The organism is Enterobacter soli ATCC BAA-2102 (assembly GCF_001654845.1).
GTDB lineage: Bacteria > Pseudomonadota > Gammaproteobacteria > Enterobacterales > Enterobacteriaceae > Enterobacter > Enterobacter soli.
In genome coordinates this window covers 82,069-94,504 of sequence record NZ_LXES01000046.1, presented here as the reverse complement: position 1 = coordinate 94,504, position 12,436 = coordinate 82,069, and the positions used below count along the sequence as shown (strand labels likewise).

Below are 12,436 nucleotides of genomic sequence, written 5' to 3'. Positions count from 1 at the left end.
GTCATGCACCTGCTTTCTTGAACGTCAATGGAACGATGGTTTTGGCATCGTAACGTGCGCTGCATTCCGCCACATCGCTGGTTCCGGCTTTACAGGCGATCTCAGGCATCGGATAGCGCGAGCCATCGGTGCAGCGCGCGTTGCCACGACTTTTGATCATCAGCTCGCCATTGCTGTGTAATCCGGAAAATACGTCGGTCCGACACACAATATTGTCGCCGTGTACCACGCGGGCAAAGCCCTTGTTGTTCTGGATCTGGAAGCGTAATGACGGTGGTTTGCCCGTGACCGGATCTTTCACATCCAGAATGGCGCGCCAGCTGCCGTTGAGGAAACGGGTTGAACCGGCTTTCACCTGGTTTGCGTCCATCACCATGGCATCTTTCGGGATAGCGGCAATCACCACCGTGGCTTGCACCGGAGCAGGCTCTGGCTCTTTAACCTTTGCCACCAGCACTTCAGCCTGATGCAGAGGCAGATTCATTGGCAACGGTTCAACAGTTTTCACCGGCTGTGGGGCAATAGCCACAGGCGTCGGCGCAGGAGCGGGGTCAACTGGTTGGGATGGCGCTTGTTTTGGCCACAGCAGCGGAGCGGCAACCGCGGCAACCAGCACCGCCGCAACAGGGAGGGACCACAGCGGGACACGACGCTTTTTGCGCACGATTTCCGGTGCCGGCTGGGCTTCCTCGACGGGAGGAATGACAACGGGTGCTGGCTCCGGCTCATACAGATCTTCTGGCGTAATACGCACCACCGTCGCCGGTGTCATCAGCGGTTCGTCGGCCTGTTCAAACGTGATGACCGGAGCGGGTTCCGGTTCGGGTTCTGGATCTTCAATCACCACGGGCGCAGGTTCAGGAATAAGCGACTCGCGCAGGCATTCAAGAACGTCATCGCGGGCGTTCTCGTTAAGATTCACAAAGCCCCAGAACGTGATAACCGGTTTGCCATCAAGCAAAAACAGGAAGTTTTCACCAGGAAACTGAAAGGCTTTAGATAGCAGGGAGCCAAAAAGTTGTTGCGCAGTTTTAGGCGACTGGAGGCACTTTTTACTCAGCGATTCAACGCTCGCGAGGGTGTTTTCCAGATAGCGCAGGGCGCGGAAGCGGGTATCTTCGTCGGCAGCTTTCCAGCTGGTGACCATCCCGTCAACCGGTGAATACCAGTCTACGCGGTCGCCACCATCATTGACCTGAGGGATAGCCAGACAATCGACAATGGCCTGCTGTTTTCGCAGGCGAAGTGCTTCACGGATTTGCAACGCTGATTCAAAAACGGCCTGTCCGCCGCCGCCAACGGCCTGAAAGTCATCCAGATTACCGCTGCGTAAAAGAGTTTTTGCCACGATTTGGTCCCATTTACTTCTTCACACCGTTACTTTAACGAAACTGCTCATCAAGCAAACGGAGGAAGAGAGGCTAAAAGGGGGGATTTCTTGCGGCATTGATCGTGACGGTTGTGCTTGACGAATAATGGCACTTAAGGCAAATCAATTTCAGAGTCACTGGCTGTAAAACCAGCGAAAAGCACTGCTTTAGAATAACCTGATAGTGTTTCGTTATTTGCCAGGCCATCCGGGCTGTGCTGTTATTACTATCCTATATAATAAAACCGAAAGGGTTATAACCATGTCTACAGGGAAAACGCTGCTCGCGCTTGCGCTGAGCACTCTTTTACCGGCAAGTGCCGCATGGGCGGCGAACAACGACACCATTATTTATTGTTCTGAAGCCTCGCCTGAGTCATTCAACCCACAGATTGCCAGCTCCGGTCCCTCATTTGTCGCCAGCTCTCAGGTACTGTACAACCGCCTGATTAACTTTGACCCGGTAAAAAATACCCCGGTTCCGTCGCTGGCGGAGTCATGGACCATTTCTCCGGACGGCAAGACCTATACCTTTACGCTGCGTAAAGGGGTCAAGTTCAACAGCAATAAATACTTCAAACCGACCCGTGATTTTAATGCCGATGACGTTATTTTCTCCGTTATGCGTCAGAAAGACCCTAAACACCCGTATCACGATGTGTCGAAGGGCAATTACGAATACTTTAACGACGTAGGCCTGGATAAGCTGATTCAGGACGTTAAAAAGATTGATGACTATCATGTCCAGTTCACCCTGAGCGAACCGAATGCCGCATTCCTGGCCGACTGGGGGATGGATTTTGCCTCTATTCTGTCTGCGGAATATGCGGATGTGATGCTGAAAAAGGGAACGCCAGAGAACGTGGATACCTGGCCGATTGGTACCGGGCCATACGTGCTCCAGCAGTACAAAGTGGATTCGCTGATCCGCTACATCGCGAACCCGAACTACTGGGATGGCGCGGTGCCGACCAAACACCTGATTTTCTCCATCACGCCGAACGTGGAAACGCGTCTGGCGAAGCTGCAAACCAACGAATGCCAGATTATCCCTGCGCCATCTCCGGTGCAGTTTGATGTTATCAAAAACAACAAAGATCTGACCCTGCATTCCGTGCATGCGCTGAACGTGGGCTATCTGGCGTTTAACACCGAGAAAAAACCGTTTGATAACGTGCTGGTACGCCAGGCACTCAACTATGCGACCGACAAAAAAGCGATCGTTAACGCGGTCTTTATGGGCTCCGGTACAGTGGCAAAATCACCTATTCCGCCAAATATGATGGGCTTTAATAAGGATCTGAAAGATTACAGCTACGATCCTGAGAAAGCGAAAGCTCTGCTGAAGCAGGCCGGACTGGAGAAGGGCGCAGAGGTGACGCTGTGGTCGATGCCGGTGCAGCGTCCGTATAACCCGAACTCTCGCCGTATTGCGGAGATGATCCAGGCCGACTGGGCGAAAGTGGGCGTGACGGCGAAAATCGTCTCTTACGAGTGGGGCGAGTACCTCTCCGGAATGCGTAAAGGCGAGCACGATTCTGCGCTGTTTGGCTGGATGTCGGATAACGGTGACCCGGATAATTTTGCCGACGTGCTGCTGGGTTGCAACAGCATCAAGACCGGTTCAAACGCCGCGCGCTGGTGCGACAAGGGTTATGATGGCCTGGTACAGAAAGCCAAGCTTACCAGCAACCCGGCCGACCGCGCGAAACTCTACAGCCAGGCGCAGGAGATCTTCTACCAGCAGGCGCCGTGGATTGCGCTGGCAAACGGGAAGACCTTCTATGCTACCCGTAGTAATATTACGGGATACAGCGTGAGCCTGATGGGAAGCGATTTCTCGAAAGCGAAGCTGAACTAAGCATTTTATCGCCCGGTAAGCGTAGCGCCGCCCGCCGGGCACATAACAAGGAGTGACAATGTCACATTTAAACGAAGTCATCGCCCGTGTGGATGCCGCGCTTGAAGAGAGCGTTATAACTCACATGAATGAGCTGCTTATCGAACTGAGCGATGATGCTGAGCTGGGCCGCGAAGATCGCTTTACCCAGCAGCAGCGGCTGCGTACCGCGATTGCGCATCACGGTAAGCAGCACAAAGAAGAAATGGAGGCGCGTCACGAGCACCTCACGAAGGGCGGCACTATCCTTTAAAACTGGCGCCTTGCCACCAGCCAGGCTCCCACGACCAGCATCACTGCGCCGCATCCTGGGCCAATCAGTGCGCGCAGTGGGATGCCGTTACTTCTCAGTACATCCATCACCAGCCCACCAATAAGCTGGCTTGCGACCAGTACCGCAATGGTGGTGGCAGCGCCCACGTTCTGATACCCACTGATACTGGCAAACACAAAAAACGAGCCCAGCAAACCGGGGATCAGCGTCCACCAGCGTACGGTAGATGCCAGCTCGCTAAATCCGGCTGTACCTTGCTTGATCAGTAAGATGCTGACGAACAGGACAATCCCTACCAGTGAGTTCAGCAACATCGCGATAAGGATCGTGGAGGTGGACTGAGTGATGCGCACCATTAAGGTGTTCTGCACCACCAGGCCAATACCCGCCGCCACCAGAAATGCCAGCGTCAGTGATTGATTCATGAAATGGCGTCCGGGTCGGTGCGCTCGTCCAGCTGCAACTGCATAAAGGTTAAATCCAGCCAGCGGCCAAACTTGGTGCCGACCTGCGGCATTTGCCCGGTAGTGACAAAGCCAAGTGTCTCGTGCAGATGAATAGATGCATGATTTTGCGCTTCAATCCCGGCCACCATCACATGCTTGCCAATGTTACGCGCCTCGACGATCAGGACTTTCATCAGCTGACGGCCAATACCTTTACCCTGGTGTTCCGGGTGAACGTAGACCGAGTGTTCAACCGTATGGCGGAAGCCATCGAAGGCGCGCCAGTCGCCGAATGAGGCATACCCTGTCACCACGCCGTTTTCTTCACTGACCAGCACCGGGTACCCCACCAGAATACGCGCTTCATACCAGGCGATACGGTTATCGGTATCTACGGTTTTATCGTTCCAGATTGCTGCGGTATGAACTACCGCGTGGTTGTAGATCTCACCGATGGCGGCGCAGTCTTCTTTGCTGGCGTGGCGAATTATCATGATTGAACCTCTGAATGTGTTGTTCACTATAGTAGTACGTGTTTAGCACAATATTACACAACTGCCTCACCAAATCGCTACGGTATAAGCCATATTTTTTTGTTATGAAAACACCATTGAATTGCCGTTCATACACTATAGTATGACGTCATGAATACTATTACAGACAATATGAATCAACGGATTAGCGCACGAATTCGCATTGAACGCGAGTCGCGCGGTTGGTCACTGAGCGAGCTTGCCGACCGGGCAGGCGTCTCACGCGCCATGATCCATAAGATTGAACGTGGGGACAGCAGCCCAACGGCGACCTTGCTTGCCCGTTTATCCGGCGCGTTTGGAATCAGTATGTCCACGCTGATTGCCAGAGCCGAAATGCAGGAAGGAAAACTGCTGCGCCTGGCGAATCAGCCGGTCTGGCGCGATCCGCAAAGCCACTATCTTCGCCGCCACGTTTCACCGAGAACCGATCTTCCTATCGACCTGGTCCAGGTGGAATTGCCTGCGGGCAGTGATGTACCCATGCCTGCGTCGTCCTATGCGCTGGCACGTCAGCTTATCTGGTTACAGGAAGGCGAACTGGTATTTCAGGAAGGCGATACCCGCCACGAAATGAAAGCCGGAGACTGCCTGGAGCTGGGGCCGCCCAACGACTGCCGTTTTATCAATGAAACCGAGAATTCCTGTATTTATCTGGTCGTTCGGCTTAATCAGTCCGGCTCGTAATGCTAAAGCGGCCTGCATCATAAGGGGCTAGTCTCTAATGACATTTGCACAATAAGGAACACGATATGAGTCAATCTCCACTGCAAAATCGTCGCTGGGTTCTGGCCTCTCGTCCACATGGCGCACCGGTCGCTGAGAATTTCCGTTCAGAAGCGCAGCCAGTCCCGACACCTGCTGCGGGGCAGATAGTGCTGCGCACCGAGTGGTTGTCTCTTGACCCCTATATGCGTGGTCGCATGAGCGATGCCCCGTCTTATTCGCCGCCGGTAGAAATTGGCGCGGTGATGGTGGGCGGCACCGTCAGCCGCGTTGAGCAGTCAAATCATCCGGATTTCAAACCGGGTGAGTGGGTGCTGGGTTACAGCGGCTGGCAGGAGTATGAGCTGTCCGATGGCAGCGGTCTGGTGAAACTGGGCGAAAACCCGGCGCATCCTTCCTGGGCACTTGGCGTGCTGGGGATGCCAGGTTTTACCGCGTATATGGGGTTACTGGACATCGGGCAGCCAAAAGCGGGAGAAACGCTGGTGGTTGCCGCGGCCACCGGGCCGGTGGGCGCCACGGTTGGGCAAATCGGTAAAATTAAAGGTTGCCGGGTCATTGGCGTTGCGGGTGGAGCAGAGAAATGCCGCTATGCCACCGAGATTTTAGGTTTTGATCTTTGCCTGGATCACTATGCGGACGACTTTGCGGCGCAGCTGGCGAAAGCTTGTCCGAACGGGATTGATGTGTATTACGAAAACGTCGGAGGCAAAGTCTTTGATGCCGTGCTGCCGTTACTGAATACCTCGGCGCGCGTGCCGGTGTGTGGCCTGGTGAGCGGTTATAACGCCACCGGATTGCCGGATGGCCCGGACCGTTTATCGCTGTTAATGGCGACGATCCTCAAAAAACGCATCCGGATGCAGGGTTTTATCATCGGGCAAGATTACGGTCACCGCGTCCAGGAGTTCCAGGCGGAAATGGGACGTTGGGTGCAGGAAGGTAAAATCCACTATCGTGAACAGGTTATTGACGGGCTGGAAAATGCGCCCCAGGCGCTGATTGGCCTGCTTGAAGGGAAAAACTTCGGCAAAGTCGTGATACGTGTCGCGACTGAAAACAAATAAATCCGATTATGGCGGGAATACCCGCCATAAATATTTGTGAAGATACGATATATTGTCTTTAATTAAACCAGCACATCCTCTTCACCGCCGGCATTGCTGAGCGGGGAGAGTAAAAAAACAAAATGTGTAATATTTGCGTTTTAAGCGCATTTCCCAATACCAGGCACCATGATACAGGATATATCTAGCGGCGTCGTATTTTCACGGACGCTGAAAATAGCATTTTGTTTTGGCTACGGGAATTAAACATGCTTGATTTGGATAATTTAGAAAAGGCACAGCGCGTCAGTCTTACCATGCAGGTCGAAATCAGTCTGAAAGGGGCATTAATTACCGGTTCGTTGAAACCGGGAGCCAGGCTGATTACTAAAGAGATCGCCGATAAATTAGGCACCAGTATTACTCCGGTTCGCGAGGCGCTGTTGCGACTGGTGTCAGCTGGCGCGCTTCATGCGACACCGGCTCAGGCGTTCCTTGTGCCTGAAGTGACGCTGGAACGCTATAACGAAATTAACGCCATCAGAAAACAACTTGAGCCTATGGCTGTCGCCGCAGCCTGTGAGCGCATGTCTGATGCGAAGCTTGCGGCATTGCGCGAGCTGTCGGATCTTTTCCATCAGGCCATGCGCAATGGAAATGTTCAGCAGGCGCTAAATGCCAACCGTATTTTCCGTTTCACACTTTATCAATATGCCGACATGCCAACGCTCAGCGCACTTATTGAGCAGTTGTGGGTGCGAATTGGGCCGTGTATCAACTACCTGCATGAGGGGCTGAACGACATCACCGCCTCGCCATATCACTATGCTGAACTGCTTTCTGCACTCGAAAGAAGAGATGTGGAAGCCAGCCAGGAAGCGATTGATACTCTGATTGATGAAGCGAATGTACTTTTACAACGGCAATATTTTAGTTAAGGAATTATTTACTACAGGTCGCATCTTTTAATTTCAAATATTCATTATATTAATAATTTCCTGGTGGCACGATGTCACCGGGAACGTTATTTCATTTTTCTACAGATAAGACCAACGCCGCTATGAAATAACCCCACATCCTGCCGATAACGGGTAAAGGCACATTTGCCTTTTAAGGAGCCCAGGATGTTTAGTATTAGCCTTCGATTACGTAATATAAAAATGAGCAAAAAGCTTTCAGCGGGTTTTGGTGTGGTATTGCTGCTGGTGGCGGTTTCAACCGCCATGAGCGTGCTGCGCTTCAAAGAAATCCGCGATGTATATCAACAGACCAACCTTATCTACAATATCAATATTGAAGTATTCCAGGCGAAGATTAACCGACTCAAGTACCTCTATAACGGGGATGAAAAATCGGGTCAGCTTCTGGCCGGGTATGTGAAACATGCCGAAGAATTAACGGCTGAAGCCAAAAAACTGAGCTGGACGGCAAAAGAAGCCCCAATCGTTGACGCGATTGCCGAACACCTGGCGCAGTTTGGCGCGGGTGTGCAAGACATGCAGACCGCAATGGCCGCTGTAAAAGCCAATAAGGGTGATGCGACGGCAGAGCAGGCGCTGAAAACAGCCGAAGATAACGTCAAAACCGCGGGCGATAACAGCAGTGCCGCCATCCGGGATATTATCGCTTTGGTAAAAGCCCACAATGATGCACTGGCCTACAGCTCCAGCACCATTACGGCGATTGTCGGCGTGATTGCCATCCTCTTTGGCATCCTGGTGTCATGGTGGGTGACTCGCCAAATCACCCGTCCGGTAAAACATAACCTGTTACTGGCTGAACGTATCGCCAGTGGCGACCTCAGTTCTGATATCCGCGCGCAGGGCAATGACGAGCTGGGCAAACTCACCGGGGCGATGGGGCGCATGAACGACACGCTGCGTTCGATGATTGGTGATGTGCGCAACAGCGTGGCGCAGGTTTCTCAGGCGGCGAGTGATATCGCCGAAGGAAATACCGATCTCTCTTCGCGCACTGAACAGCAGGCCGCCGCAGTAGTGGAAACGGCAGCCAGCATGGAAGAGTTAACCGCCACGGTGAAAAACAACGCCGATAACGCCCGTCATGCCAGCCAGCTGGCAGCGGAAGCCTCGCAGACCGCCACCCACGGCGGGCGCGTGATGCGCGATGTGGTCAACACCATGAACGATATCAACACCAGTTCGCAAAAAATTGCCGACATCACTGCGGTTATCAACAGCATCGCGTTCCAGACGAATATTCTGGCGCTGAATGCTGCGGTGGAAGCGGCGCGGGCGGGTGAGCAAGGGCGTGGATTTGCGGTGGTGGCCAGCGAAGTGCGTAGCCTTTCCCAGCGCAGCTCGCAGGCGGCGAAGGATATCGAATTGTTGATCAGTGAATCGGTTAACCGCATCACCACAGGCAGCGACCTGGTGGTGAAGGCCGGGCAGACGATGGAGCAGGTGGTGGAATCGGTCACCCGGGTGAATGACATCATGGGTGAAATCTCGTCCGCGTCTGAAGAACAGAGCCGCGGGATCGAACAGATTTCACGGGCGGTGATGGAGCTGGATACCACCACGCAACAAAATGCCTCGCTGGTGGGTGCATCGTCCACGGCGGCAGGGGCGCTGGAAGATCAGGCGCGCGTGCTGGAAGAGCTGGTGGCGGCGTTCCGTCTTGAACAGAGCGCGCAGGCGGCGTAATAAACAACCCGGCAGCAGGACGCTGCCGGGTGTTTGCTTACTCGAAGCGGTAGGAGACTGACATCCCTACACCGTAGTTACGGCCAGGAGCCGGTTCGTAATACCGCCCGTTAGATTCGTTCACAATCACTGAGCCGACATACTCTTTGTCGAACAGGTTATCAACGCGACCAAACACGTCCATTCCCCAGTTACCGTAATTGAATTTATACCCGGTATTCAGGCCTACAACCGTGTAAGACGGGGCTTTCGCCGTGTTTTCGTCGTCGGCCATGATATCGCTCATGTAGCGCACATCGGTACCAGCATACCAGCCTTCTTCAGGCTGCCAGCCAAAGGATGCGTAACCCATGTTGCGGGCAATGCCCGGCATCCGGTTACCGTTACAGTCGGCATCGCTACAGACGTTGGTGCGGTAGGTGGCGTCCAGATATGTCCACGCCATCTTCAGCTTCCAGTTCTCGGCAAACTGCTGGTCGAGGGAGAGTTCAACGCCCTGACGACGCGTTTTACCGGCGTTTTTATAGCTGGTGCGCCCGCCAGAGCTCGCATCCACCACAATTTCGTCATCCGTGTCGGTACGGAACAATGCGGCCGTCAGCAGGCCATTGCCGATACGCGTTTTGCTGCCCACTTCATAGGTGTTGTTGGTCGACGGCTTCAGGCCAATATTCAGCCCGCCTTTATCATCTGAACGGTAAGAAAGCTCGTTAATGGTCGGCGTTTCAAACCCACGTCCCGCTGCGGCATACAGATTCCATGCATCGGTCAGTGCATATTTAACTGAACCGGCCGGAAGCCACTTGTGATAGCTCGCATCACCGCTGTCGTCGCCATTCCCCGGGGTAACGTAATGGTCGTTAGAGTCAAACCACACGGAGCTGTAGCGCACACCCGCATCCACCGAGAGCTTCTGCGTCAGCTGCCAGCTGGTTTGCAGATAAGGGTCAACGTTCCACATCAGGTTACGTTCATCGCGGCGTTTTTCACCTTTGACGCCGTAGTCTGGCACGCCGTTATTCATGACGAAGTTCTGATAACCCCGGCGATCTTCGCTCATGTTTTCGTAGTTTAGCCCGGTGGTAAAGGTGACCGGAACCAGCAGCTCGCCTTTGTGCGTCCAGCGAGTATCAATGCCCTGATAATGGCGCTGCATGTCAATCACACCACCGGAGTGGGTGGCTTTTAGCTGCGGCTGATACGGAATGGACTGATACTGCGTCATTTCACGCTCACCCGCGTACATCATCGCGCTGAGGTCGTCCTGGGCGCTTAATTGACGGTCATAGCGCAGCCCGGCCTGCGTCTGCTTGATGGTTTTACGGGTTTTGTACTGATCCCCGCGCGGCGACTGACGCGGATTGTCTCGCCACTCCTGGTAGTCCAGGCCGCCCGGATCGTTGGCTTTCATGTCCACGCTGTTAAACATCAGCGTCAGCTTGCTGACATCATCAATACGCACGCCCAGTTTGGCGTTGGCGAGGTTTTTGCGCGCGCCGCTGTGGTCGCGGTAGCCTTTGGTGGTGAAGCGGGTAGTCGAAACGGTGTAATCCACATCGCCCGCGTGCGTGCCATCACCCATTGCGCCGGTGGCTTTCAGGCCATAGCGCCAGGTGCCGTAGCTGCCGTAATAACTGCTGGCTTCAATGGTGGGCGGTTGTTGCCCGGTCTGGGTGTTGATGTTGATCACGCCGCCAGAGGCATTGCCGTAGAGCGCAGAGAATGGCCCGCGCAACACTTCCACGGTGTCCACGCTGGTCAGATCAATGTTGGACGTCTGGCCCTGGCCGTCAGGCATGGTGGCCGGGATGCCGTCTACGTACATACGGATCCCGCGTACGCCAAAGGTTGAACGCGCGCCGAAGCCACGCATGGATAACTGTAAATCCTGCGCATAGTTCTGGCGGTTCTGAATTTGCAGACCCGGCACGCTGCCGAGGGATTCCGAAAGGTTAATGCGCGGGGCCGCCTGGCGCATATCGTCCCCGTTGACGACGCTGACCGCCGCCGGGGTATCGAGTTCCGATACGGTTTGTGGCGTGGCGCTGACGATCATGGTCTGTTCTTCTGCGGCCATCGAGACGGCAGGGGCGAAAACAACAGGAACCAGCAGCAGCGGAAAGGTTGCCTTAGAGGCAGAAAAGATTTTCATGGAGTAAACCGCTTGAGGAAAAAATACGAACCAAATGGAACATGTGCATACATGTTAAATCTTTTGTAAATCTTTTGAAAACTATAACCGCACATTGCGTTAATGAAAGGTGGCCAGGGAAAGAAAAACTCCACATTCAGCAGATTAATGATTACTATTCTCATTAAAATGACGGCGAAGCCATGACTTTGCCTGACGGAAGCGATGTCAGCAGTACACCACCTCTTTTAAAAAGGAATTGTTATGTCTTTACGTCACCTGTGCTCACCGCGCCTGCGGAATTCTCTGCTGTTAGGCTCCTTACTGTTTGCCGGAACTTTCCAGGTTCATGCCGCCGAAGAGATGCTGCGTAAAGCCGTCGGCAAGGGCGCATATGAGATGGCCGTAAGTCAGCAGGAGAATGCGCTGTGGGTTGCGACATCATTAAGCCGTAAAACCGATAAAGGCGGCGTGGTTTATCGCCTGGACCCGGTGACGCTGGAAGTGACGCAAGCGATCCATAACGATCTCAAGCCGTTTGGGGCAACGATCGATAACGCCACCCAGACGCTGTGGTTTGGCAATACCACCAACAGCGCGGTAACGGCCATTGACGCGAAAACAGGTGAGGTGAAAGGGCGCCTGGTGCTGGACGACCGCAAGCGCAGCGAAACGGTGAAACCGTTACAGCCACGTCAGCTGGTCGCGGATGACACCACTAATACCGTTTACATCACCGGCATTGGCAAAGAGAGTGTTATCTGGGTGGTTGATGGTGCAACGCTGAAGCTGAAAGATACCATTGCCAACACCGGTACGTTCAGCACCGGTCTGGCGCTTGATGCTCAGGCCAAACGCCTTTACACCACTAACGCAGATGGCGAACTGGTGGCGATTGATACGACCACCCATAAAATCCTCAGCCGTAAGAAAGTGCAGGATGACGGGAAAGAACATTTCTACCTGAATCTGAGCCTGGACACTGCCGGACAGCGCGCATTCCTGACCGATTCAAAACAGCCGGAAGTGTTGGTGGTTAGCCTGAAAGATGGCAGCGTTATCGAGAAAATTGCCGCGCCTGAATCGCTGGCCGTGCTGTTCAACCCGGCGCGTAACGAAGCCTACGTCACACATCGCGAAGCGGGCAAGGTGAGCGTAATTGACACGAAGACCTATAAAGTCACTAAAACGTACGATACCCCGGTCTATCCGAACAGCCTGGCGCTCTCTGCCGACGGCAAAACCCTGTACGTGACGGTGAAGCAGAAATCCACCCGCCAACAGGAAGCCACCCAGCCGGACGACGTGATCCGTATCGTTTTGTAACGCGGATGTCAAAGTAGGC

Annotated in this window: 11 protein-coding genes; 7 read left to right on the top strand and 4 right to left on the bottom strand. The window is 53.9% G+C overall.

The genetic code is table 11. The features are described 5' to 3' along the window. Nucleotide 1 precedes the first annotated feature (1 nt). Nucleotides 2-1,348, bottom strand: coding sequence for an SrfA family protein (locus M987_RS17455; protein ID WP_014070432.1), 1,347 nt, complete (start codon nucleotides 1,346-1,348; stop codon nucleotides 2-4). A gap of 283 nt (nucleotides 1,349-1,631) precedes the next feature. Here M987_RS17455 and M987_RS17450 point away from each other — a divergent pair, with 283 nt between their 5' ends. Next, a complete protein-coding gene (locus M987_RS17450; protein ID WP_014070431.1) occupies nucleotides 1,632-3,230 on the top strand; it encodes an ABC transporter substrate-binding protein in 1,599 nt (532 codons plus the stop codon). Between the two features lie 58 nt (nucleotides 3,231-3,288). Further along, nucleotides 3,289-3,522: a YdcY family protein gene (locus tag M987_RS17445; RefSeq protein ID WP_014070430.1), complete on the top strand. Its 234-nt coding sequence runs from the start codon at nucleotides 3,289-3,291 to the stop codon at nucleotides 3,520-3,522. Here the strand turns inward: M987_RS17445 and M987_RS17440 are convergent. Together M987_RS17440 and M987_RS17435 are read right to left on the bottom strand one after the other, a co-directional pair. Then, nucleotides 3,519-3,968 carry a DMT family transporter gene (locus M987_RS17440; RefSeq protein WP_014070429.1) on the bottom strand — a complete coding sequence of 150 codons (450 nt, stop codon included), beginning with the start codon at nucleotides 3,966-3,968 and terminating at the stop codon, nucleotides 3,519-3,521. The genes M987_RS17445 and M987_RS17440 overlap by 4 nt on opposite strands. Further along, nucleotides 3,965-4,483 (bottom strand): GNAT family N-acetyltransferase, encoded by a 519-nt coding sequence (locus M987_RS17435; protein WP_014070428.1) that lies wholly within the window; start codon nucleotides 4,481-4,483, stop codon nucleotides 3,965-3,967. The genes M987_RS17440 and M987_RS17435 overlap by 4 nt, the downstream gene beginning before the upstream one ends. A gap of 150 nt (nucleotides 4,484-4,633) precedes the next feature. Between M987_RS17435 and M987_RS17430 the strand changes: the two genes are divergently transcribed. The 4 genes from M987_RS17430 (at nucleotide 4,634) to M987_RS17415 (ending at nucleotide 8,960) form a co-directional block, all read left to right on the top strand. Beyond that, nucleotides 4,634-5,209, top strand: a complete 576-nt coding sequence (locus tag M987_RS17430; RefSeq protein ID WP_014070427.1) for a helix-turn-helix domain-containing protein — start codon at nucleotides 4,634-4,636, stop codon at nucleotides 5,207-5,209. A gap of 65 nt (nucleotides 5,210-5,274) precedes the next feature. After that, the gene (locus tag M987_RS17425; protein WP_014070426.1) at nucleotides 5,275-6,315 is read left to right on the top strand and encodes an NADP-dependent oxidoreductase; all 1,041 of its coding nucleotides are present in this window, start codon (nucleotides 5,275-5,277) and stop codon (nucleotides 6,313-6,315) included. A gap of 248 nt (nucleotides 6,316-6,563) precedes the next feature. Continuing rightward, nucleotides 6,564-7,232 carry a GntR family transcriptional regulator gene (locus M987_RS17420; protein ID WP_014070425.1) on the top strand — a complete coding sequence of 223 codons (669 nt, stop codon included), beginning with the start codon at nucleotides 6,564-6,566 and terminating at the stop codon, nucleotides 7,230-7,232. Nucleotides 7,233-7,418: 186 nt separating this feature from the next. Further along, on the top strand, nucleotides 7,419-8,960 hold the full coding sequence (locus tag M987_RS17415) for a methyl-accepting chemotaxis protein (RefSeq protein WP_014070424.1): 1,542 nt from the start codon (nucleotides 7,419-7,421) through the stop codon (nucleotides 8,958-8,960). Between the two features lie 37 nt (nucleotides 8,961-8,997). Here M987_RS17415 and pqqU read toward each other — a convergent pair whose 3' ends face one another. Beyond that, nucleotides 8,998-11,112 carry a TonB-dependent receptor PqqU gene (pqqU, locus tag M987_RS17410; protein WP_014070423.1) on the bottom strand — a complete coding sequence of 705 codons (2,115 nt, stop codon included), beginning with the start codon at nucleotides 11,110-11,112 and terminating at the stop codon, nucleotides 8,998-9,000. A 243-nt stretch (nucleotides 11,113-11,355) separates the two neighbouring features. Here pqqU and yncE point away from each other — a divergent pair, with 243 nt between their 5' ends. Continuing rightward, entirely contained in the window at nucleotides 11,356-12,417 is a 1,062-nt protein-coding gene (yncE, locus tag M987_RS17405; protein ID WP_014070422.1) for a 7-bladed beta-propeller protein YncE, read from the top strand. Nucleotides 12,418-12,436 lie beyond the last annotated feature (19 nt).

What these genes read in the sequence shown, in the direction of transcription:
- M987_RS17450 (WP_014070431.1), top strand. Translation starts at nt 1,632, where the DNA reads ATGTCTACAGGGAAAACGCTGCTCGCGCTTGCGCTGAGCACTCTTTTA.
- M987_RS17445 (WP_014070430.1), top strand. Translation starts at nt 3,289, where the DNA reads ATGTCACATTTAAACGAAGTCATCGCCCGTGTGGATGCCGCGCTTGAA.
- M987_RS17440 (WP_014070429.1), bottom strand. Translation starts at nt 3,968, where the DNA reads ATGAATCAATCACTGACGCTGGCATTTCTGGTGGCGGCGGGTATTGGC.
- M987_RS17435 (WP_014070428.1), bottom strand. Translation starts at nt 4,483, where the DNA reads ATGATAATTCGCCACGCCAGCAAAGAAGACTGCGCCGCCATCGGTGAG.
- M987_RS17430 (WP_014070427.1), top strand. Translation starts at nt 4,634, where the DNA reads ATGAATACTATTACAGACAATATGAATCAACGGATTAGCGCACGAATT.
- M987_RS17425 (WP_014070426.1), top strand. Translation starts at nt 5,275, where the DNA reads ATGAGTCAATCTCCACTGCAAAATCGTCGCTGGGTTCTGGCCTCTCGT.
- M987_RS17420 (WP_014070425.1), top strand. Translation starts at nt 6,564, where the DNA reads ATGCTTGATTTGGATAATTTAGAAAAGGCACAGCGCGTCAGTCTTACC.
- M987_RS17415 (WP_014070424.1), top strand. Translation starts at nt 7,419, where the DNA reads ATGTTTAGTATTAGCCTTCGATTACGTAATATAAAAATGAGCAAAAAG.
- pqqU (WP_014070423.1), bottom strand. Translation starts at nt 11,112, where the DNA reads ATGAAAATCTTTTCTGCCTCTAAGGCAACCTTTCCGCTGCTGCTGGTT.
- yncE (WP_014070422.1), top strand. Translation starts at nt 11,356, where the DNA reads ATGTCTTTACGTCACCTGTGCTCACCGCGCCTGCGGAATTCTCTGCTG.